20 protein-coding genes are annotated in these 22,524 nt (G+C 63.2%); 16 read left to right on the forward strand and 4 right to left on the reverse strand.

Annotated elements, in window-relative coordinates:
• The 3 genes from BUB04_RS00690 to BUB04_RS00700 form a co-directional block, all read right to left on the reverse strand.
• On the reverse strand, positions 1-1,434 hold the full coding sequence (locus tag BUB04_RS00690; protein ID WP_178371860.1) for a two-component system sensor histidine kinase NtrB: 1,434 nt from the start codon (positions 1,432-1,434) through the stop codon (positions 1-3).
• Entirely contained in the window at positions 1,431-2,387 is a 957-nt protein-coding gene (locus BUB04_RS00695; RefSeq protein ID WP_084075805.1) for a hydroxymethylglutaryl-CoA lyase, read from the reverse strand. Before BUB04_RS00695 ends, BUB04_RS00690 begins: the two co-directional genes overlap by 4 nt.
• A 398-nt stretch (positions 2,388-2,785) precedes the next feature.
• Positions 2,786-4,030 (reverse strand): THUMP domain-containing class I SAM-dependent RNA methyltransferase, encoded by a 1,245-nt coding sequence (locus BUB04_RS00700; RefSeq protein ID WP_073035982.1) that lies wholly within the window; start codon positions 4,028-4,030, stop codon positions 2,786-2,788.
• A gap of 70 nt (positions 4,031-4,100) precedes the next feature.
• Here BUB04_RS00700 and BUB04_RS00705 point away from each other — a divergent pair, with 70 nt between their 5' ends.
• The 5 genes from BUB04_RS00705 to lhgO all read left to right on the forward strand — a co-directional run bounded on the left by BUB04_RS00705 (position 4,101) and on the right by lhgO (position 8,483).
• A complete protein-coding gene (locus BUB04_RS00705; protein ID WP_084075807.1) occupies positions 4,101-4,682 on the forward strand; it encodes a nucleotidyltransferase family protein in 582 nt (193 codons plus the stop codon).
• Between the two features lie 61 nt (positions 4,683-4,743).
• On the forward strand, positions 4,744-4,905 hold the full coding sequence (locus BUB04_RS19200) for a hypothetical protein (protein ID WP_178371861.1): 162 nt from the start codon (positions 4,744-4,746) through the stop codon (positions 4,903-4,905).
• A 22-nt stretch (positions 4,906-4,927) separates the two neighbouring features.
• Complete coding sequence (locus BUB04_RS00715) at positions 4,928-5,743, forward strand: polysaccharide deacetylase family protein (RefSeq protein WP_073035988.1); 816 nt, start codon at positions 4,928-4,930, stop codon at positions 5,741-5,743.
• Between the two features lie 26 nt (positions 5,744-5,769).
• A complete protein-coding gene (locus BUB04_RS00720) occupies positions 5,770-7,056 on the forward strand; it encodes a radical SAM family protein (protein WP_073035990.1) in 1,287 nt (428 codons plus the stop codon).
• 200 nt (positions 7,057-7,256) lie between these two features.
• Entirely contained in the window at positions 7,257-8,483 is a 1,227-nt protein-coding gene (lhgO, locus tag BUB04_RS00730; protein WP_218588337.1) for an L-2-hydroxyglutarate oxidase, read from the forward strand.
• Here the strand turns inward: lhgO and BUB04_RS00735 are convergent.
• A complete protein-coding gene (locus BUB04_RS00735) occupies positions 8,447-8,869 on the reverse strand; it encodes a PaaI family thioesterase (protein ID WP_073035992.1) in 423 nt (140 codons plus the stop codon). The genes lhgO and BUB04_RS00735 overlap by 37 nt on opposite strands.
• Positions 8,870-9,254: 385 nt before the next feature.
• Between BUB04_RS00735 and iorA the strand changes: the two genes are divergently transcribed.
• The 11 genes from iorA to BUB04_RS00790 all read left to right on the forward strand — a co-directional run bounded on the left by iorA (position 9,255) and on the right by BUB04_RS00790 (position 22,520).
• Positions 9,255-11,120 (forward strand): indolepyruvate ferredoxin oxidoreductase subunit alpha, encoded by a 1,866-nt coding sequence (gene iorA, locus BUB04_RS00740; RefSeq protein WP_073035994.1) that lies wholly within the window; start codon positions 9,255-9,257, stop codon positions 11,118-11,120.
• Positions 11,117-11,677 carry a 2-oxoacid:acceptor oxidoreductase family protein gene (locus BUB04_RS00745; RefSeq protein WP_073035996.1) on the forward strand — a complete coding sequence of 187 codons (561 nt, stop codon included), beginning with the start codon at positions 11,117-11,119 and terminating at the stop codon, positions 11,675-11,677. The genes iorA and BUB04_RS00745 overlap by 4 nt, the downstream gene beginning before the upstream one ends.
• A gap of 225 nt (positions 11,678-11,902) precedes the next feature.
• Positions 11,903-12,793, forward strand: coding sequence for a branched-chain amino acid ABC transporter permease (locus BUB04_RS00750; RefSeq protein WP_245795089.1), 891 nt, complete (start codon positions 11,903-11,905; stop codon positions 12,791-12,793).
• 4 nt (positions 12,794-12,797) lie between these two features.
• Entirely contained in the window at positions 12,798-14,687 is a 1,890-nt protein-coding gene (locus BUB04_RS00755; RefSeq protein WP_084075809.1) for a branched-chain amino acid ABC transporter ATP-binding protein/permease, read from the forward strand.
• Positions 14,681-15,406, forward strand: a complete 726-nt coding sequence (locus BUB04_RS00760; RefSeq protein ID WP_073035997.1) for an ABC transporter ATP-binding protein — start codon at positions 14,681-14,683, stop codon at positions 15,404-15,406. The genes BUB04_RS00755 and BUB04_RS00760 overlap by 7 nt, the downstream gene beginning before the upstream one ends.
• 211 nt (positions 15,407-15,617) lie before the next feature.
• Positions 15,618-16,919, forward strand: a complete 1,302-nt coding sequence (locus BUB04_RS00765; protein ID WP_073035999.1) for a phenylacetate--CoA ligase family protein — start codon at positions 15,618-15,620, stop codon at positions 16,917-16,919.
• A gap of 19 nt (positions 16,920-16,938) precedes the next feature.
• Entirely contained in the window at positions 16,939-18,237 is a 1,299-nt protein-coding gene (locus tag BUB04_RS00770; protein ID WP_073036001.1) for a phenylacetate--CoA ligase family protein, read from the forward strand.
• A 212-nt stretch (positions 18,238-18,449) separates the two neighbouring features.
• Positions 18,450-19,634 (forward strand): ABC transporter substrate-binding protein, encoded by a 1,185-nt coding sequence (locus BUB04_RS00775; RefSeq protein ID WP_073036003.1) that lies wholly within the window; start codon positions 18,450-18,452, stop codon positions 19,632-19,634.
• Positions 19,634-20,395, forward strand: coding sequence for a polysaccharide deacetylase family protein (locus tag BUB04_RS00780; RefSeq protein ID WP_073036005.1), 762 nt, complete (start codon positions 19,634-19,636; stop codon positions 20,393-20,395). Before BUB04_RS00775 ends, BUB04_RS00780 begins: the two co-directional genes overlap by 1 nt.
• A complete protein-coding gene (locus BUB04_RS00785) occupies positions 20,392-21,462 on the forward strand; it encodes a glycosyltransferase (protein ID WP_178371862.1) in 1,071 nt (356 codons plus the stop codon). The genes BUB04_RS00780 and BUB04_RS00785 overlap by 4 nt, the downstream gene beginning before the upstream one ends.
• On the forward strand, positions 21,459-22,520 hold the full coding sequence (locus BUB04_RS00790) for a glycosyltransferase family 9 protein (protein WP_084075814.1): 1,062 nt from the start codon (positions 21,459-21,461) through the stop codon (positions 22,518-22,520). Before BUB04_RS00785 ends, BUB04_RS00790 begins: the two co-directional genes overlap by 4 nt.
• Positions 22,521-22,524: the final 4 nt, after the last annotated feature.

Consider the following 22,524-nt stretch of genomic DNA (forward strand, 5'->3'; position numbering starts at 1 on the left):
TCAGTGAGACGGCATCTCGCTGGAAAGGGGACCCGGAAGATGGACGGCGAAGAGCGTCCCTTCATTCACCCAACTGGAGACGTGGATCTCGCCTCCGTGCTGCTTCACGATGTTGTGTACCACACTCAAGCCCAAACCGGTACCCCGGCGCCTGGTGGTGAAAAAGGGATCGAAAATCTTGGACAGATTCTCCCAGGGGATTCCCGCCCCGTTGTCTTCCACCTCCACCACGACCCGGTTCGTGCGTTCTTCCAACCGGCAGCGCAGGATCACGCGCCCGGTTCGGCCCGCCACGGCGTCCTGGGCATTGAGCAGCAGGTTGATGAGCACCTCCTTGAGCCGGTCCGAGTCGGCCGTAATCTCCAGGGGCTCCGGCCACAGATCCAACACCAGCCGGTGGCCATCCTTTTCGAAGGAGGCGCGCAGCCCTTCGGCCACCTGAGTCAGCACGTCCTGGAGCACCACGGGCCTCAGGTGCACCGGCGGCGGGGTGACGCTGTGGTGTGTATCCCCCACCACCTTGTCCAGGCGATGAAGCTCGGAAAAGACCACCCGAAGATACCGCTCCGCTTTGGGATCGTGAAACCCCAGGACTTCCAGGCGCTCCTGAAGTAGTTGAAGGTTGAGGTCCATGGCACTCAAGGGATTGCGCACCTCATGGAGGATTCTGCGAGTGAGATGGCCGATGGCGGCCAGCCGCTCCTGACGACGGAGCCGCTCTTCCAGAGCCTTGATGGGCGTGAGGTCCTTGACCAGCAAGATGACCCCGATGAGGCGACCCTTTTCGTTTCGGAGGGCGCAGGTGGTGAGGCGCAGCGGCTTTTCCTCTCCTTCCGGCGTCGTGTAGACGATTTCGTCTTCCGCATCCATGTTTCCCGGGCTTTGGAGGGCCCATTCCACCATCCGGCGAAACGGACTCTCTTCGGGAAAGACGGAAGAAAAGGACCGGCCCGAACACAGAGATGCGGACAGGCCCAGGATTTCGCCGAAGGCCCTGTTGCAGCTGGTGATCCGCCGCCTTTCGTCCACCGTCACCACCCCGCGGGTGATGCTCTGGAGGATGTAGCGGTCGATGTTCTGAATATCCTTCATCCGCCCGGACAGCCGGACCCAGTGGGAAACATAGCCGCCCAGAAGAACGCCCATGACCAGGATGAGAGAGGCCAGCACCAGGTTGAGCGTGATCTCCTGGCGATACAAATCCTTCATGTCGGCCAGAAGAGGCCCGGAAACTCCGGCGGGAGGCAAAGCCCTTTGCCGTAGGAAGGCCTGCAGGTCGTTTCGCGCCGCCCAGATGTCCCAAAAGAGCCACAGGCACACCACAAAGAGAGCCAGGAGCGCGGCCGCCAGCAGCCAGTGAAGGACCTTGGCCGTGTCCCTTCCCGAAAGGCTCTCCCCGATGGTCTCTTGCGCCGCCTTTTCCTGTCCGCTCATGACGGTGTGTCCTTGCAGGGTGCGGGGCGCCGCCATCTCGAGTAGTGCCCGGAAAGCTCACGCCCCAGTTTCCTTTCCAGGTCATGCACCACCCGGACCAAGCCCTCCAGGTCCACGCCGGTGGATACCCCCATGGATTGAAAGAGATGGACGACGTCTTCGGAGGCCACATTGCCGGGCGCACCCGGGATGAAGGGGCATCCCCCCAGTCCTCCGCACGCCACATCGAATCGGCGCACGCCCATCTTCCACGCCGCGTAGACGTTGGCGATCCCGAATCCCCAGGTGTCGTGAAGATGGAGAGCCAGGGGCACGTCCAACTCCGGGACAAATTCCCGCAAAAGCTCCTCCATCTGCGCGGGATGGGCCATGCCCGAGGTGTCCGCCAAACAGAGCTCATGGGCCCCCGCCTCCCGAAGCGACACCAGGAGATGTCGGATCCGATCCAGGGGAACCGCCCCTTCGAACCGGCACCCGAAGGCGTTCATGACGCCCGCCTGCACGGTCATGCCGGCTTCCACGGCGCGGCGCACCACAGTGCTTGCTCGCCGAAGCCCTTCCTCCACACTGCAGCCGGTGTTTTTTCTGCTGTGGGTTTCGGACGCGGAAACAAAGACGGCCACATGATCCACCCCGCAGGCCAGAGCCCGGTCCAGGCCCCTTTCATTCAGAACCAGGACGGTGTAGGCCACGCCCGGTCTTTTCCGGATCCGCCGGCAGACGGTTTCGGTGTCCGCCATCTGGGGCACGGCCCGCGGATGGACCATGGAACCCACCTGGATGCGTGGAAAACCGCATTCGGTCAGAGCCTCCACCAGCCACACCCGTTCCTCCACCGTAAAGATGCGGGACTCGTTCTGGAGCCCGTCCCTGGGAGCCGATTCTTCCAGGATCACCGCTCGGGTCATGTCCTTATCCACCCTTTGCACGAAGCTCATGTTTCGATCGCCCAAAACGCCTTCCTAAGAGCCTGTCCGGCAGCGGTAGATTTGCGCCGTTCAACGTCCATTCGTCATCCCCGCGGAAGCGGGGATCCAGGATTTCCTGCAACTTATGGACTCCCACCCGCGCGGGAGTGACGGTTTGAGAAGTTCTCCGACAGGCTTCTAGGAGCCTGTCGGAGAACGCCGCGGACGACCTTTTATCTCGTAGCGCAGCCCTTTAGGGCTGCGGAGGAACCCCCGGCCGTCGGATAGGCCATCGCGTATTTCCCGCTAATTCATGGAGTTGCGATGAGCCTTTCCGCGGGGCTGAAGCCCCGCGGCTACGAGGAGGACCAAAATTCCTCGGCCTTGTAAGTCGGAGAGCCATTGTCGGACAGGCTTCTAGTCACGCCGCCCCGTGACGGGGACTAGCGCGAAGAAAGCCGGTAGAATCCCACATGGACCGGCAAGCCTCCGTGGCGCACCTTCCAGATCCGATCGGGACGAACTCCCCCGTCCGACAGGAACTCCCGGACGGGGGCGATCACCGCCGCCTGCCAGCCTGCGAAATGCTTTCCCAGATGACGCAGAATCCGGCGATACATTTCCATATCCCCTCCGGAAAGCCGCACCCCGTAAGGCGGATTGAGAACCACAAGCCCTCCGGACAAACCGTGATCCCCCGGCCGGAAACTCTCAAAAGGCGCCCGCACCCACCGGATGTCCGCGGCCGCCTCGGCCCGGCGTGCGTTGTCGGCGGCGATGCGCAAGGCGGCCGCATCCCGGTCGATCCCCACGATCCGCAATTCCACGGAACGGTCGACCGCCTCTTCCGCCTTTCGCAGCAGATGGAGCCATGTCTTTTCCTGGAAAGACGGCCACTTTTCAAAGAGGAAGCACCGCTTTCGACCCGGCGCCGCCCCCCGTCCCATCCAGGCCGCCTCGATGGCCAGGGTTCCGGAGCCGCACATGCCGTCCACCAGCGGACGCCGGCCGTCCCAACCCGCTCGTTGCAGGATGGCCGCTGCCAGGGTCTCCCGAAGCGGCGCCCCGGTGTGGCGCAGCCGGTAGCCCCGCTGGTGCAAGTGGGGCCCTGTGGTGTCCAAGCTGATGACACAGCGGTTGTTTTCAATCCGAATGAGGATCCGCTGGACAAAGCCTTCCGCCCCGGCTTCGGCCGGACCGGAAGGAAAATCCTCCCGCGGGCGGTCCTCCGCAAAATGCGGCTCCAGGCCCGCTTCTTCCAGCCGACGGCGGACGGCATCCTTCACCGCCTGCGCCGCCGGCTCGGTGTGGCGGATGCGGGATCGGATTACGTAGGCCTCCACCGCCAGGGGAACACCGCGGGGAAGCCAGAGATCCCAGGGGATCTTGGCCGCCTTGGCGAAGAGTTCCTCGCGGGCCCCGGCCCGGAAAGCCGGCAGACGGCACAAAACTCGCCCCGCCGTCCGGAGCCACAGATTGGCTTGGTAGCAGAGGTCCAACCTTCCCTCGAATTCGACCCCGGCCTCCGAAATTTCCACCACTTTTGCTCCAATTTTCTCAAGTTCCCGCCGACACATGCCGATCAATTCTTTTGGAGCCGTGGCGGCGAACCGGTGCACCCGGGATCGGATGTGGGTCCGGATCCTTCGTTCCAAGGCCTTGGGATTTGAACCGCCCGGTTGAACCATGTCCCACTCCCCATGCAAGAGATTGTGAGAAACCCATTGTCTTTTCGGACCGCCTCGGGTAACCAAAAAGATGCCTATCCTTCCGGAGGGGTCGTGTCAATCTTCACAACAAAGAGTCGCCCGCGCCATGAAATTTCGAAAGACCGTCGAGGTCCTCGTCAGTTTTTTTGAAGAACAGGGGATCGACTACGCGCTCATAGGCGCCTTCGCCCTCCATGCCTATGGTTACACGCGGGCCACGGGAGACCTGGATTTCATCGTGAGACGGGAGAGCCGGGAGAAGGTTGTCTCATTTCTGGAATCTCTGGGCTACCACACGCTGGAGTGCTCACGGGGCTTTTCCAACCATGTGCACCCTTTGGAAGGGTTGGGCAGAGTTGACTTCGTGTACGTGAGCGGAGAGACTGCGGACGCGATCTTTTCCGCCGTGCGTCGAACGCCACTCTTTGGGCGGCATGAGCTCCCGGTGGCCAAACCGGAACATCTGATCGCGCTGAAGGTCTTCGCCATGAAAAATGATCCTACCAGGCTGTTTCGGGAGATGGCGGATCTGGAATATCTGGTTCGGGTGGACGGTGTGAACCAGGAGGAGGTAAAAAAGATTTTCAGGCAGTACGGCATGGAAGATCGCTATGAGCAGCTCGTATCTTGAAAAACCGAGACACCTCCGGCTGGATGAGGAATTGCCCCGGGATGGATGGCCGGCGAGACCCTTGAAGACGCCGTCCCCGGCCGATGGCGATGCGTACCTGGATTTCTTGGAAGACATCGGGGCGTTTTCCAAATCCAAGGGCGCCGCCAAGGTCTTTGACGACGTGTTTCGCCTACCGGGCTGCGACGAAGACACTCCAGACCCCCAAGAATCCGAAGGCTAGACAACCAAAGGAGCCGATATCCGTGAAAACCTCCGCCACGTGGACCGCCGCCATTCGGCCGCGCACCTGCTCGCCTCTTTGGCGCAAGCCGCCCGAGAGCTGGAAGGCGCGCCTCGAAGCCGCGTGCCGTTTCCCCGGCGGATCGTACTCCCCGGAGCTTTTTTTTCGAGCCGACGACATCGGAGCGGGCGGGCGCGCGTTCCATGCCCTGTGCGATCTTTTCAGGAAACACGGGGTGCCGCTGGCTCTGGCCGTCGTTCCCGCATGGCTCAGCCGATCCCGGGTGGACCAACTCTTCCAGTCGGCCCCCTTGGAAGAAGATCTTTGGGGGTGGCATCAACACGGCTGGCGGCATGTGAACTGGCAGAAGGCGGGAAAGAAGTCGGAATTCGGGGAACAGCGTCCGCTGGACAAACAATGGAAAGACATCTGGCAGGGAAGCAACAAGATGAAGGAAATCTTCGGCGAGAGGGCCCTGCCGGTGTTCACTCCGCCGTGGAACCGATTCAGCGACGCCACCCTGGTGGTCCTGGAACAGCTGGGCTTTGAAGGCATTTCCACCACGGAACATCTTCCGCGAAACTCCAAGGCCGCAAAGCGCCTGACCAACCTCCGGATTCTCGTGGATCTGCACACTCGCAAAGGCGACGATCCGGAACAAGACTACGAGAAGCTCCTCCGGGAGCTTTCCGGCGTTCTGGCCCGCAAGGAGCCTGTGGGAATCATGATCCACCACCAGCGGATGACCCCCTTCGCCTTCCAATTCCTGGATGCGTTCCTGGAAATCGTGCGAAAGAACAAACCGGACGCCTTCCGCCACCTTTCGGATCTCATCTGATTGTCCATTCAAGCCACGACCGATTCATGAAGACCCGACACCCCGCGCTGCTCTACGCCGACGAAAACGGAAACATCCTGGATCACCCGTACCTGGAAATGGTGGGATCCCAGGCAGGCCAATGGAAAAGGCCGGCACCCGCCGACCTGATTCCCCTTCCGGAAGGAAGCGAGCTCTTCCGACTCCCGGGCCGGTACCCCGTGGGCTACGACCGGAAAAGGAAGCGCTTCCAGGTGCTCACCCGGGATCCCTACGATCCGTCCAAGACCGTGGAAGCCGTGGCGGCCTTCGTGGCCCCCGCCCACACGCAGATCTACACGGCGGCCTACAAGACGCGTCCCGGGGCACCCCTCCTGCCGCTCTTCGCCTACACGGCCGTGGGCTGGCACGAGGGCCGTTTCTTCACCACGGCCCTTCGGGTGGATCCGGACCCCCGGCAGGATTTTCGGAATTTCGACCAGGAAACAATCGCCCGAAACGCCCGGCGGCGCATGCAGCAAGAATCCACCAACCGGCTGGTTCAGCACCTGGGAAAATGCGCCCTCACCTACGGGTGCCCGGCGGCTCGAAACCTCTTCATGAACCGCTGGGAAGCGCCGCTTCCCACCTCCCCCGCGTGCAACGCCCGCTGCCTGGGCTGCATCAGCCTCCAGGAACGCGAAGATCTCTGCGCCACCCAGGACCGCATCACCTTTGTGCCCACGCCGGAAGAAATCGCCGCCGTGGCCGTGCCGCACCTGAAGAAAGCTCCCCGGGCGGTGGTGAGTTTCGGCCAGGGCTGCGAAGGCGAACCGATCCTCCAGGGCCCCGTCCTGGAAGAGGCCATCCGGATCATGCGCCGGGAGACGAGCCGAGGGACCATCAACTGCAACACCAACGGCAGCCTTCCGGACGTCATCGAGCGTCTGGGCCGGGCCGGATGCGACAGCATCCGTGTGAGCCTCAATTCCGCACGCCCCCAATACTACCACGCCTACTATCGCCCCAAGGGCTACGGCTTCGAGGACGTGGTCCGTTCCATCCAGGCCATGAAGGCGGCCGGAGGGTTCGTTTCCATCAACTATTTCGTCCTTCCCGGCTTCACGGACGATCCTGACGAAGTGGACGCCCTGTGCCGGCTCGTGGAGTCCACCCGCCTGGACTTCATCCAGATGCGCAACTTCAATGCCGACCCTGAATGGCTTCTCGCCTCCATCGGGCACAAGCCGTCGGGAAAGCCCCTGGGCATCCGAAAGCTCATGCAGCTGCTCCGGGATCGCTTTCCTCATTTGGGCTTCGGCTATTTCAACCCGTGCCTGGATCCCGATGCGTGAGTGATGAGTGACGGGTGATGGGTGACGGGTGACGAGTGACGGGTGACGAGTGATGGGTGATGGGTGATGGGTGAGGAGTTAGGGGTGAGGAGGAGTAGGCGGAGCACGATTCACGATTCACGACTTACGACTCAAGACTTACGACTCACGACTCACGACTCACGACTCACGACTCACGACATAATCCGGAGGACTCGGCAGTGATTCCCAACAAATCGAACCAGGCGGACGTGGTGGTGATCGGAGCGGGCATCGTCGGCTTGGCCACGGCGCTCCAGATCCTCAAGGCCTCCCCGGCCACGCGGGTGGTGGTACTGGAAAAGGAAGCGGGGCCCGGCCGGCACCAGACCGGCCACAACAGCGGCGTGATCCATTCCGGGATCTATTATCGCCCGGGATCGCTCAAGGCGCGGCTGTGCCTGGAAGGAGCCCGGAGTCTGATCACCTTCTGCCGGGAACAGGGCATCCCGTTCGAGATTTGCGGCAAGTTGGTGGCGGCCGCGGACGGGACCGAGGTGGAGCGTTTGGAAGAGCTTTACAGAAGGGGCGTCGCCAACGGGGTGCCGGGCATGGCGGTCCTCACCCCGCGCGAGGCGCGCTCCATGGAACCCCACGTGCGGTGCGTTCGGGCCTTGTGGGTGCCCACCACGGGCATCGTGGATTTCCGCCAAGTGGCGCGGGACTTCGCAGCATGGATCGAAGCCCGGGGAGGCCGCATTCAATATGGAACCCGGGTCCTGAAGATCCTCCCCAAACGGGGCGGATCGAAGGAGGTGGAGGTTCTCACTTCCCAAGGCCCATGGGCGGCCGCGGGGGTCGTGAACTGCGCGGGGCTTTATGCGGATCGAGTGGCCCGGGCGTCCGGATCGGATCCGGAGATTCAGATCGTGCCCTTTCGAGGCGAATACTACACGCTCCGAGGCTCCGCCCGCCGCCTGGTACGGAATCTCATCTACCCCGTACCGGACCCCCGGTTTCCCTTTCTCGGCGTTCACTTCACCCGCATGATCCACGGCGGCGTGGAAGCGGGCCCCAACGCCGTGCTGGCCTGGGCGCGGGAGGGATACACCAAGAAGACCGTGAACCCCCGGGAGCTGTGGGAGACGTTGCGCTATCCGGGATTCCTTCGGCTTGCGCTCCGTTACTGGCGACCGGGCCTGGAGGAAATGGCCCGCTCCCATTCCAAGACTCTATTCGCCCGGGCGTTGCAAAAACTCATTCCGGACATCGCCGAAGGCGATCTGGCTCCGGGAGGAGCCGGCGTGAGGGCCCAGGCCCTCGATCGCAACGGATCGCTTTTGGACGACTTCGCCATCGTGCGGTCCCCGGGGGTCGTCCACGTGCTCAACGCCCCCTCGCCCGCAGCCACTTCCTCGCTGGCCATCGGAGATTACATCTCCAGGATCGCCCGGTCCTTTTTCCGATAGACCAAGGCTTGGCAGAGGGCCACCAGGGTTCCGTCCGATCCCGTCACCCGTATCTGGTAGCTGGCGGTTCTCGGAGTCCGATGGACCTCGGAGGCTTCCGCCCGCAGGGTATCGCCCGGCCGGGGAGCGGCCATGTAGGTCACGTTCATGTTGAGCGCCACGGCCATGATGCCGTGGGAATTGGACGCCACTTCGAAGGCTTCGTCGATGAGGGAAAAGATGGCGCCTCCATGGGCCATGCCGAAGATGTTTTGCTTCGACTCGTCGAAATCCATCTCCACCAGGGCGTAGCCTTCGTCCATCCGGACGAGCCGCAGCCCCAGATGCCGAGCGTAGGGTTCCTTTTCCACGCGTTCCAAGAGATTCCTTCGGACCGCTTCGTCCATGCCTCCGCCTCCTTTTCCAACGCCCCCGTCTGGTCGCCCGCAACTTCGCCGACCGATCATTCCCGGCCCACCCCTTCATCCTTATCCCTTAATCCTCTAATCTTCCAAGTTCATCCCCTTGACCGGCCTCTCCCGGTTTTGCTACAAACAGGCTGATTTTTGAAGGCTCCTGTGAACGGATAAGAAATGTCGGGAAACCAAATTCTTGGAAACATCGGCCGATGGTTTTGGTGGTGGTCTTCACCCCAGGTGAAGCCCGTCCACCGCTGAAGCCATCTAAAAGGAATGTCAAAGGCCGTGGGCGGCTTCACCCCCACGGCCTTTTTCATTGCCGACTTTCCTGGCGAAAAGGACCGAACGGACTTTCGACGAAGAGGAGACAGGATTGGCGGAAAGAAAGATCTTGTTGGGCAACGAAGCCATGGCCTATGGCCTGTTGGAAGCCGGTTGCACCCTGGCGGCGTCCTATCCGGGCACCCCGGCCTCGGAAATCGTAGGCACGCTGGCGGCCTTGAAGCGATCCGGATCCATCGCCATGCACGTGGAATGGTCCATCAACGAGAAGGTGGCCCTGGAGACGGCTTTGGCCAACAGCTACGCCGGAAGGCGGTCCGCCGCGGCCATGAAGCAGGTGGGGCTGAACGTGGCGGCGGACCCCTTCATGAGCGCCGCTTACACGGGCGTCAAGGGTGGCCTGGTGGTGATCGTGGCGGACGACCCCGGCCCCCACAGCTCCCAGACGGAACAGGACACGCGACAGTTCGCCATGCTGGCCAAGGTGCCCGTCCTGGATCCCCTGGGACCCGCCCACGCAAGGGACCTTCTTCACACGGCCTTCGACCTTTCCGAGGACTACGAAGTGCCCGTGCTTTTTCGGCCCACCACGAGGGTCTGCCATGCGCGCCAGGACATGGAAATCCGCCCCTTCCGGCAGGATCAGCCCGCACCCGTTTTCGAAAAGGACCCGGCCCGATGGGCCGCCACTCCCAAGTTCCGGTTTCTGCTCCACAAGCAGCTCAACGAAAAGCTGGACGCCGTCAGCCGGGATTCGAGACTTCAGCCCGTTCAACTGAATCCCGCCGTTTCTGCTGAAAAGGCCGCCGGGGTGATCGTGGCGTCGGGAGCGGTCTGCACCCACGCGTCCGAAATCCTCAAGGACCTGGGGCTCTGGGAGGAGATCCCTCTCTACTACGCCCCCATGCCGTTTCCGCTTCCGGAAGATTTTCTGACCGGCCTTCTGGACCAAGCCCGCCGGATCCTGGTCCTGGAAGAAACCCAGCCGGTGATGGAGGCCCAATTCCGGGACCGCGCCAAGGTGCAGGGGCGTCTTTCCGGACACGTGCCCCGGGAAGGAGAGTTGCTGCCCGAAACGGTGGAAGGCATTGTGAGGACCTTCGCGGGCTTGCCTGAAGCCGCCGCTCCGAAGGGAGCGGCCGCCCCCGGGCGCCGCCCCACCCTGTGCGCCGGATGCGGGCACCGCGCCGCTTTCTTCGCCATCCGTAAGGTCTTTCCCCGCGGGATCTACCCCGGGGACATCGGCTGCTACACCCTGGGGTTGAACCTGGGAGCCGTGGACACCGTGCTCTGCATGGGCGCGTCCATCAGCCAGGCGGCGGGGTTTTACCACGCTTTCCGGGATTCCGGACAGAACAGCCGGCCCATCGTGGCCACCATCGGCGATTCCACTTTCTACCACGCCGGCATTCCGGCGCTCATCAACGCGGTCATTCAGGGGTGCCGGTTCGTGGTGGTGGTTCTGGACAACGCCACCACCGCCATGACCGGACACCAGCCCACCCCCGCCGAAGGCAACACCCTGGACGGCCGTTCCGTCCCCAAGGTGTCCATCGAGGATCTGGCGCGCGCCTGCGGCGTGCGGCACGTGAGTGTGGGCGATCCCTACGACTTCGAAGCGTTCACGGGGCTTCTCAAGGCCGCCAAGGAACACACCCGGGATCCGGAAAACGGAGGCATGGCGGTGGTCATCGCCCGGCGTCCGTGCCTCATGGACCGCAAGCAGCCGAAACCGGATCGAAAGCCGGTTCCGGCCATCAACGACAAGTGCCAGGGTTGCGGATTCTGCATCACCCACTTCGAATGCCCCGCCCTGGTTTTCCACGGAAAAGAGGAAGCCGTTACGGTGGACGACGTGTTGTGCAGCGGCTGCGGCGTCTGCGCCCATGTCTGTCCCCACGACGCCATCGAGATCCCGTCGCAGCCGCAGGCAGGCAAGGAGTCGAACCACTCATGAAGCAGCAGATCATCCTAAGCGGACTGGGAGGCCAAGGGGTTCTCTTCGTCAGCAAGATCCTGGGCGAGGCGGCCCTGGCGCGCGGCCTTTCCGTGCTCATGTCCGAAACCCACGGCATGGCGCAAAGAGGCGGAAACGTCATCAGCCACGTCAAGGTGTTTGAAAGAGAAAAGGGAAAACCTGAAGGCGAAAGGGACGCCGCGACGGATCCGGCATGGCACGTGAGCCCGCTCATCCGCCCCGGGCACGCCCACGTGCTGGTGGCCCTGCACGAGGAAGGCGTCAAAGCCCACGGACATTTCCTGAGCCCGAACGGCACTCTGGTGTGCAACCGGACGCCCCGGACCGGCCCCGGAGACGTGGACGCCACCGGAATCGCCCGAAAGCTGGGAAACCCCGTGGCCGCCAACCTGGTCCTGTTGGGGTTTGCCGCCGCATCCGGAGCCCTCTTCTGCTCGCTGGACGATCTTCGCCGGGTGTTGGAAAAGTTGGGCGGCCCCCGCCGGGACGCCAACCTGGCCGCCTTGGAAGCGGGAGCCGAGGCGGGTGGTGAGTGATGAGTAATGGGTGATGAGTGGTGAGTGGTGAGTGGTGAGTGGTGAGTGACGGGTGACGGGTGATCCGACGTGGGGGATACGGGTTACGGGACATGGGTTAAAGCAGGTAGGGGCGGGGTTTATCCACGCCCGCTGAGCACACGGCGATAGGGTGAACCGGTGAGATGATCGCCCGGGCAAAAAACAGGAAGGGTCAGTCCCACAAACCGGATAGGGAAACAATCGATGGATTCCATGCTCCTTCAGCAGCTGCCCCAGTTCGTGGTTTCCGGAATCACGAACGGCAGCGTCTACGCCCTGATCGCCCTGGGGTTCTGCCTGGTCCAGAACGCCACGGGCATCGTCAACTTCGCCCAGGGTGATTTCGTGATGCTGGGGGGGCTGGTGGCCGTCACCCTGCTTAAAACCTGGGGACTTCCCATGCCCTTGGCCTTTGTGTCGGCCATGGCCTTCACCGCGCTGGTGGGCGTGGCCCTGGAAGGAGGCCCCTTGCGCCGGGCCCGGAACCGGGAGGTGCTGGTGCTGGTGATGATCACCGTGGGGGCTTCCATCAGCCTTCGCGGCGCCGGCATGCTGGCTTGGGGGAAAAATGTGCACACCCTTCCGGCCATGGGCGGAGACACCCCGTTCATCGTTCTTTCCGCAGCCGTGCTTCCCCAGACCCTCTGGGTGATCGGCATTTCTCTGAGCGTCCTTGTATTTCTCTTCCTTTTCTACCGCCACACTCTGGTGGGAAAGGCCATGCGGGCCGTGGCCGACAATCCTTACGGAGCGGCCCTGGTGGGAATTTCCGTGAGGAAGCTCGTGGCGTTGGCCTTCGCCATGGCCGGAGCCGTGGGGGCCCTGGCCGGCGTCCTCATCACGCCTCTCACCAGCATGAGCTACAGCACGGGTCTCATGCTGGGCCTCAAGGGTTTTGCGGGAGCCATCCTGGGAGGCTACGGGTCCACACTGGGCGCCGTAGTGGGCGGGTACCTCCTGGGACTTCTGGAATCCCTGGGGGCGGGCTTCGTGTCGTCCGCCTACAAGGACGCCTTCGCCTTCCTGATCCTCCTGGGCATCCTTTTCGTTCGCCCGGCCGGCCTCTTCGGCAGCAAACGGGTACGGAGGCTCTGATTCCATGACGGAACGCCTGCCCTTTGTTCCCAAGGACTGGAAGCCTCTCACGGCCGTCGCGGCCTTCGCCGCCGTCCTGCCCCTGGTGCTTCCCAACGACTACTTTCTCGTTCTCTTCAACATCATGGCTCTGAACGCCCTGGTGGTTCTCGGCCTCAACTTCCTCATCGGGTGCGCGGGGCAAATCTCCCTGGGCCACGCCGCCTTCTACGGCTTGGGTGCTTACACCAGCGCCATCGTGACCACCACCCTGGGATGGCCGCTTTGGGCCGGTCTCGCCGCCGCCCTGGCGACGGCCGCCCTGCTGGGCTTTCTGCTGGCGGTGCCCACCCTGCGCCTGGAAGGCCATTACCTGGTCATGGCCACCCTGGGCTTCAACATCATCGTGAGCATCTGCCTCAACCAGATGGAAGAACTCACCGGAGGCCCCTCCGGCTTCCCCGGCATTCCTGCCCTGCACGTGGGCCCCCTGGTGATCGACACCGACCGTTCGTTCTATGGATTCATTTGGACGGCCTTCTTTTTCGTTTTCGCCCTCTTCCTCAACCTGGAAGAATCCCGCATCGGCCGGGCCCTGCGAGCCATCCACGACAAGGAACTCACCGCACGTACCCTGGGCGTCCCCACCCACGCCTACAAGGTGGGAGTCTTTGTGCTGAGCACCGTTCTGGCGGCCTTTGCCGGCTTTTGCTACGCCCACTACGTCACCTTCATCAGTCCCAAGACCTTCGACATCTTCTATTCCGTGCAGGTGGTCACCATGGTGGTGGTGGGCGGCATGGGAAATCTCTGGGGGGGCCTGGTGGGAACCGCGCTGCTCACCAGCCTTCCCGAACTGCTGCACCGATTCGAAGACCTTCATGTGCTGATTTACGGCCTGCTGCTCATGGGGTCCCTGGTCTTCTTCCCCAACGGGCTGGCGCCCGCCGCCGCTACCGGGCTGAGGGAGCTATTCCGGCGTCTTGGAGGGACGGCATCGGAAAAGGAGGAAAGGCGGACGCAGTCGGGACCTCCAGGTGCTAAACCGGCACGGCGCGTGGCCGGAAAGCCCATATCCCAGCCTGACTCCGAAAGCCCTCCGGACCGTGACGTGCTGGCCGTCCGGAACATTTCCGTCCGATTCGGCGGCCTCCAGGCCCTCCAGAACGTCTCCTTCACTGTGAAGCCGGGGCAGATCGCGGCCCTCATCGGTCCCAACGGCGCCGGGAAAACAACGCTGCTCAACGTCGTCTCCGGGCTGGTGGCGCCCCAGGAAGGGCGGATCGTGGCCGGGGATCGGGACATCACCGGCCTTCCGGCGCACCGGGTGGCGCGAGCTCGAATCGGGCGCTCCTTCCAGACGGTCCAGATGTTTTCTCACCTGAGCGTGCTGGACAATCTGCTCCTGGGGTTCCACCTGTCCGGCCGGGCCGGTTTCTGGAGGGCCTTGTGGCATACGCCTGCGGAACGCCGGGAAGAAGAAACCCTTCGGGACCTCGCTCGTGCGGCCCTCCGGGGCACCCCCCTGGAAAGCAAGGAAGATCTTCCCGCCGCCGTCCTTTCCCTCTACGAACAGAAGGTGCTGGAAATCCTCAGGGCCCTGGCGCTGGAGCCCCGCATCCTCTTGTTGGATGAGCCCGTGGGGGGGCTTAATCCCAATGAAAGCCGGCGTCTCATGGACTGGATCGGAGCCCGCAGGAAAGACGGCATGGCCATGGTGCTGGTGGAACACGACATGAACGTGGTCATGGAATACGCCGACCACGTGGTGGTTTTGCAGCACGGCCAAGTGATCGCCCAGGGGCCTCCGCGAAAGATCCAGAAGGATCCCAAGGTGATCGCCGCATATCTGGGCACCGGCCGGCGGGCCGGACGGACGGAGGCACGCTCCGGGATCGAGGAGACCGCATGCTGAAGCTGGTGAACATCTCCGCCCATTACGGGGCCGTCCCGGTGCTTCGCCGCGTGACCCTCCACGTGGACGAAGGCGAAAGGGTCTGCCTTCTGGGGGCCAACGGAGCCGGGAAAAGCACCCTGCTCAAGGTCCTGAGCGGCATGCACCGGCCGTCGGCGGGAGAAGTCCTCTTCCGGGGAACGGCCATCCAGGGAAAGAGCCCCGAAGAGATCGTGCGGAAGGGACTGGCCCAGGTCCCGGAAGCCCGCCAGCTCTTCCCCAACCTCACCGTGCGGGAAAACCTGGAGCTGGGCGGCTATATCCATGGGCGCCGGAAGCTCCGGGAAACCATGGATGAGATGATGGAGCTCTTTCCCGTTCTCCGGGACCGCCAAACCCAGAAGGCCGGTACCCTGAGCGGTGGGGAGCAGCAAATGCTTTCCATCGCCCGGGCTCTCATGACCCGGCCCAAGTTGCTGGTGCTGGACGAGCCGTCCTTGGGATTGGCCCCTTTGATTGTGGAAGAAATCTATGCCACATTGGAGGAGCTCAACCGGCAGGGAACGACCATTTTACTCGTGGAGCAAAACGCCCTGGGCGCCCTGGACGTCTGCCACCGCGGCTACGTGATGGAAACCGGCCGGATCGTTCTTTCCGGCACGGCCCGGGAGCTGGCCGAACACGACGAAGTGCAGCGGGCCTACCTGGGCAGGGACTACCGGCACAAGTGGGAACGGTAGGAGCGATGGGCGTGAGGCGTCAGGCGTTAGGGGTTAGGGGTTAGGCGTTGGGCGTTGGGCGTTAAGGGGGTGCGGTTCCTTCATCAGGCAATGGTTGGAAGGTAAGTAGGGGCGGGGTTTATCCCCGCCCACTAAGCGCTTTTGGGCAGCCTCCCATTCGGTGGCGGCGAACAACAGACCCGGATAGGGTCCTCGGGGTCGGAGGAAGGCCATGGACGGGATGGAACGGGAAACGAACGGCCGGGAGGCGTTGCGACAGCTCCAATTGGAGCGCCTCCAGATGACCCTCAACCGGGCCTACTTGAACGTGGATTTCTACCGGGCCCGCATGGATTCCCTGGGCATGGTCCCCGAAGACGTGGAAACCGAAGAGGACCTGCGCCGGTTTCCCTTCACCACCAGCGAGGACCTGGCGGACCATTACCCCTACGGCCTTTTCGCCGTGCCGCTCAAGAGCGTGGTGCGCCTCAAGATCGCCACCAGCCGGGACGGCCGGCCCATTGTCGTCGGATTCACGCGCCGGGATGTGACCCTGTGGCAATCGCTCATGGCCCGCCTTTTTCGCAGGCTGGGCATCACGGACCGGGACATCGTGCAGGTGGCCTTCAACTACAGCCTCTTTCCCGGCGCCTTCACCTTCAATCACGCGGCGGAGGCCATCGGAGCCACCTTGGCGCCGTCGGCCACCGTGTCCGCGCGCCTGCAGCTCCAGATCATGCGGGACTTCCGCTCCACGGTGCTCGCCACCACCCCGTCTTTCGCCCTGCACCTCATGGACACCCTGGAAGCCGACGCATACGGCGGCCGGGAACGCCACGAACTGAACCTGAACCTCATGATCCTCGGCCCCGATCCCACGCCGGAACGCCTGAAGCAGCGAATCCGTTCGACTCTGGGCATCCCCGTCTACGGGCTGTACGGCGTCTCCGAAATGGTGGAGCCGGGCCTGGCCGGCGAGTGCCCCCAACAGAACGGCTTTCATGCGGCCGAAGACCACTTCCTTCTGGAGGTGGTGAACCCGGCCACGGGACTTCCCGTGGAAGCGGGAGAGGAAGGCGAGCTGGTGGTGACCACGCTTTCCGCGGAAGCCTACCCGCTGATCCGATACCGGACGGGCGATGTGGTGCGGCGGGACCCGGGACCGTGTCCCTGCGGCCAGGCCACGCTGCGGCTATCCCCCGTGATCCGAAGAACGGACAACAGAGTGAGCGTACGCGGGATTCCCATCTACCCCGAGCGGGTGGGCAAGATCCTTCAGGCCGTGGATCCGCTCATCGCCGACTACCGCCTGGTGGTGGGCACCCGGTACGGATTGGGAGACACCCTGGAGGTGCTCATCTGTCGCCGGGGAGGATCCGGGCAGGCCCATGAAACGCGCGGCAACCGCCTGGAAGAGATCCGAAGCCGCCTTCGACGCGAGCTGGGCCTGGGTGTGCGGGTGCAGGAGGTTTCCGCCGACCGGATGCCCCAGGAAGGATTGACATTCAAGACCGTCTTTCGAGAAAAAGTGTAAGCACGAAAGGAGCCACCCCATGAGTGTGAGTTTCATGCCGGTGCGGTCCAGCCTCGAGGACCTGGAAAGCCTTCAGCTGCAGGGCCTCCAGTGGACCGTGAGCCACGCCTACCACCATTCGCCCTTCTACCGGCAGCGCCTGGACGCGGCGGGCGTGACCCCCGAAAAGATCCGCTCGCTGGACGACCTGCGGCGCCTGCCCTTCACCACGGCCGACGACCTGCAGGCGGGCTACCCCTTCCCGCTCCGGGCCGTGCCCTTCGAAAAAATCGTGCGCATCCACGCCTCGTCCGGAACCACCGGCAAGCGGAAGGTCCTGTGTTACACCCAAAAGGATATCGACGACTGGGCCATGATGTTCGCCCGTTGCTTCGAGATGGCGGGCCTCACCCGGGAAGACCGGGTGCAGATCGCCGTGGGCTACGGGCTGTGGACCGCCGGGGTGGGATTCCAGCTGGGCTGCGAGCGGTTCGGGGCCATGGCCGTCCCGGTGGGCCCGGCCAACACGGAAATCCACTGCCAGATGCTGGTGGACATGCAGTCCACGGTCTTCTGCGCCACGGCCTCCATGGCTCTGCTCATGGCCGAGGAGATCGAAAGGCGGGGCCTTCGGGACAAGATCGCCCTGAAAAAGATCATCTTCGGCGCCGAACGCCACAGCCGCCGCATGCGCCAGCGCATCCAGGACATCACGGGAGCGGAACACATCTTCGACATCCCCGGCCTCACCGAACTGTACGGACCCGGCACGGGCCTGGAATGCACCGCCCACCAGGGCATCCACTACTGGGCGGACTACTACATCCTGGAAATCCTGAACCCGGAAACCCTGGAGCCGGTGGCCCCCGGCGAGCTGGGCGAGATGGTGGTGACCACCCTCCGAAAGGAGGCGGCGCCGCTCATCCGCTACCGCACCCGGGACCTCACCCGGCTTCTTCCCGAGCCGTGTCCCTGCGGCAACCCACTGCCGCGTCACGACCACCTGCTGGGCCGCTCGGACGACATGTTCATCTTCCGGGCCGTCAACATCTACCCGGGCCAGATCGACCACGTGCTTTCCCAGATGCCCGGTGTCGGAAGCGAATACCAGGTCCATCTCCACCACCGGGAGGACGGCCGGGACATGATGATCATCCGGGTGGAACGGGCCCGGGGTCGATCCCCGGAAGGAGACGACGAACTGAAGGAACGGATCGCCACGGAAATCCGGCGCCAGATCCTGGTCCGCGCCAATGTGGACGTGGTGGACTACGGGTCCCTGCCGCGGACGGAACGCAAGAGCAAGCGGGTCTTCGACCACCGCATCCGCGAAGAGTGAGGCAGGAAAACCGCTGTCAAGACGCAGAGGCCACATCATCCATTGAGACATGGCTCTGGACGTTCCGGGTTCGCCGGCTGTAGGGGCGAATGACTATTCGCCCCTACAGCTCCGATCCCCATAGCAGGATAGCCGGTCATTCGCGTCGTTTTGCTTCGGTGCGCAGCGCAACGGGAACGGCGCCTAACGTCTAACGCCACAAGGAGGTTGCCATGAAAGAACGTGGAAGTGCACGGAAAGCCCTCACCGCGGCGGCGGCCGTTCTGGTCGCGATCTGTCTGGGATTTTCGCCCGCGTGGGCGATGGAACCCATCAAGATCGGCGCCTTCTTCGACCTTTCCGGGCCCGCCTCGTCCATCGGAACACCCACCAAGCTGGTGGCCGAGATGGTGGTGGACAAGATCAACAAGGAAGGCGGCATCAACGGCAGGCCCCTGGAACTGGTGATCGGAGACACGGAAGGCGATCCCACCAAGGCGCTCATGGTGGCCAAGCGCCTGGTGGAAAAGGACCAGGTGACGGCGCTCATCGGCCCCACGCGGACCGGAACGGGCATGGCCGTCAAGGCCTATACGGAAAAGGCCAAGATCCCCACCATCATGACCGTGGGGGGCGATCCCGTGATCGCGGGAGGAAAGTTCGGCCCGTTCACCTGGACCTTCAAGACCCCGCAGCGGACGTCCGTGGCGGTGCGAAAGATCTACGGCTATCTCAAGGAGAAGGGCTGGACCAAGGTGGCCCTGCTCCACGCCACCGACGGCTTCGGCCGTGACGGTCTGGGCTGGCTCAAAAGGCTGGCTCCGGAATACGGCATCGAAATCGTGGCCGAAGAGGCCTTCGGGGTGAGCGACACGGACATGACCGCCCAACTGGTGAAGATCAAGTCCGGCCCGGCCCAGGTGCTCATCTGCTGGACCATCGGCCCCGCCGGCGCCCGGGTGGCCAAGAACGTGAAGCAGCTGGCCATGACCATCCCGCTCTTCCAGTGCCACGGGCAGCCCGATCCCAAGTACGTGGAGCTGGCCGGTGAAGCCGCCGAAGGCAGCCTCATGCCGTCCACCAAGCTCATGGTGGCCGACCAGCTTCCGGACACCGACCCCCAGAAGGCGGTCATCCAGGAATTCATCCACCTCTACAGGGACGTGTACCAATACGACAGCCAATACCCCATCAACACGCACAGCGGCTACGCCTGGGACGCCATCATGATGCTGGCCAACGCCATGCGCCAGGTGGGCACGGACCGGGACGCCCTCCGGAGCGCCATCGAGCAGACCCGGGGCTACGTGGGCATCAGCGGCATTTACAACTTGACACCCGAGGACCACAATGGTTTAGGTACCGATTCGCTGGTGATTGTTCAGGTGGTCAACGGAAGTTGGAAACTGGTTCAATAATGGGTTCGATACCGCGCATTTCCATTCTCATGTACCATCAGGTTGGTATTTTTCGTCGCCCGGCCGCCCACCGGGCGACTTTTTGTCATGTGCGCCGCTTTCGCACCCAAATGGCGTGGCTCAAACGGGCGGGCTACCATGTAATCAGCCTCACCGAGGCACTGAGAGGTCTCAAGGGGGAAATACCCCTGCCAAGCCACAGCGTGGTCCTGACCTTCGACGACGGGTATCGGAACTTTTATGAACACGCCTATCCCGTGCTCCGTGAGCTCGGTTTTCCGGCGACCGTCTTCATGGTTGCGGGGCTTATCGGGACCAACGCCCGATGGATCGACGAGGATGGAAGGCAGGGCGCTCCTCTGATGGAACCGGACCAGCTGCTGGAGATCCGGGCGGGCGGTATTGAGATCGGCTCGCACACCGTCACCCATCCAAGATTGAGCCGACTGGCCGTCTCTGAAGCCCAAAGGGAAATAACGGACAGCAAGGCGATCCTGGAATCCGTGTTGGGAACTCCAGTCGTCCATTTCTGCTATCCCTACGGGGATTTCGATCAGCGGGTCGCGGACTTGGTGCGGGAAGCCGGCTACGAAAGCGGACTCACATGCATCCGTGGAGCGGCAACGGGGGAAGACAGCTTGTTTCTCCTTCCGAGAAAGGCCGTTTCCTACGGCGACAGTCTCATCGGCTACCTATGGAAGCTTCATATAAAGAACAAGAAAAAGAACCCCCCCGGCGCTGCGAAGGCTCCGTTCATGTGATCGGCAGCCGGCAGTTCGGCGGGGCGGACAGATTCTACGTAAGACTGGTCAGGGCGCTGGCGGGCAAGGGACACCGGGTACTGGCCGTAAACAGACCGGGAAGCCCCGTGCACCAGGCCCTGAAAGACGTGGTGCCCCAGAGGCCCGTGCCCATGATCAACGGCTTCGATGTCTATTCCATGTGGCAAATAAGGCGCCTCGTGGAAACTCACCGCTATCCCGTGATTCAAACCTACATGGGAAGAGCCACGCGGCTGACGAGACTTCCGAAGCGTTCGCCCGCCATCCACGTTGCACGGCTGGGAGGCTTCTACAAGATCGACGGCTATTATCGCCATGCGGACGCCTGGGTTGGAAACACAAGGGGCGTGTGCGACTACCTGATCAGGGAAGGCCTGCCCGCATCCAGGGTTTTTCATATCGGCAACTTCGTGGATCCTCCCGAGAGGATCGCCGAAGATGAGCTGTCTCAATTCCGACAGCGCTGGGACATCCCCGAGGATGCCTTCGTGATCGCAAGCTTGGGCCGATTCATTCCCTTGAAAGGCTTTCAGGACCTTCTCAAGGCCATCTCCCTGCGCCCCCAACCCTCCAAGGTTCGGCCGGTTGTGTGGGTCATCGCAGGGGACGGGCCCATGGGGCCCCGCCTGCGGGAGGCGGCAAGACGGTTGAACATCGAACCGCATGTGCGTTTCGTGGGATGGCAGGACAACCCCGCCATCGTCTACAACCTGGCGCACCTGTTCATTTGCCCGTCCCGCCATGAAACCCTCGGAAACGTCATCCTGGAAGCCTGGAGCTACGGACTTCCGGTGGTGGCGACCAGGACTCCCGGGGCCCTTGAGCTCATCCAACCAAACGAAAACGGCTTTCTCGTCGAGGTGGCGGAACCCGCCAAAATGGCTTCGCTCCTGGATCTTGTCGTCAACTCTTCGGAAGATGTCCTGCGGGAGACGGGGCGCAAGGGTCTGCAGCTGGTGCGGGAGCGGTACAGCGTACGAGCCATCGTGGAGTCCTACGAATCCCTTTATCAGAGCCTGCTGTCATCCGGGAGACTAGACCGGTGAGGATCCAGTGTGGACGGCCCGAGAGCATCCTCGTGATCCGCCCGAGCGCCATCGGAGACATCGTCATGGCGTCTCCCATGCTGCCCCGCCTTCGAGGCGCCTTTCCTCAGGCGCGCATCCACTGGGTTGCGGAACCGGCCATGGCCGATCTCCTCGCCCACCATCCCGATCTGGACGGCGTTATCGTCTGGCCGAAGCAGGAATGGAACCGCCTGATCAAGAAGGGGCGATTTCCGGCTCTCATCCGGAAGGTCCGAGCCTTCCGCGAGGAACTTGCCTCAAAGCGGCCGGACCTGGTGCTGGACATCCAGGGTTTGCTTCGCAGCCGCTTTCTCGCCCGGCTTTCCGGAGCTCCCCTTCGCGTGGGCTTCCGGTCCAAGGAACCCCCTCTGGGACTCATGACCCACATCATCGACAGAGGCCCCTCCACCAAGCACATCGGATCCGAATACCATTACATCCTGGACGTCCTCGGCGTGGGTCCGGCCCGCCCGGGTTGTGCGTTCCCCATCGGTGAAAGCGCCATGGAAAGGGCCCGTAACCTCCTCGAAAGGGAGAACATGCGCGGGCCCTATTGCGTCCTGGCGCCTTTCACCACCAGACCCCAGAAACACTGGCTGGAAGATCGGTGGGCCCGTGTGGCCGACATCCTGCGAGATGATCTGGGCCTCGAAGTCATCCTTCTTGGCGGACCGGCGGACCGGCCATCGGCAAAACGGATCCAGAGCCTCTGCAGCGGAAGGGTCCACGTGATGTGCGGCAAGAGCAACCTCCTGGAGAGCTTCGCCATTGTGACAGGGGCTTCCCTCACGATCGGGGTCGACACGGGCCTCACGCATATGGCCATGGTCCAGTGTCGCCCGGCGATCGCCCTTTTCGGAGCCACGTGCCCCTACCTTTTCACCGACGGAACCCGAAGCCGGGTGCTATACCACCCCCTGGCCTGCTCACCCTGCAAGCGCAGCCCCGTGTGCGGGTCCAGCTATCCTTGCATGCGGTCCATCACGGTGGAGGAAGTCGTCGAAAACGCCAAAGAGCTTGTAGGGTCAGGGGGCTGAAGCC

It is taken from the genome of Desulfacinum infernum DSM 9756 (genome assembly GCF_900129305.1).
In the GTDB taxonomy this organism is placed as follows: Bacteria; Desulfobacterota; Syntrophobacteria; order Syntrophobacterales; family DSM-9756; genus Desulfacinum; species Desulfacinum infernum.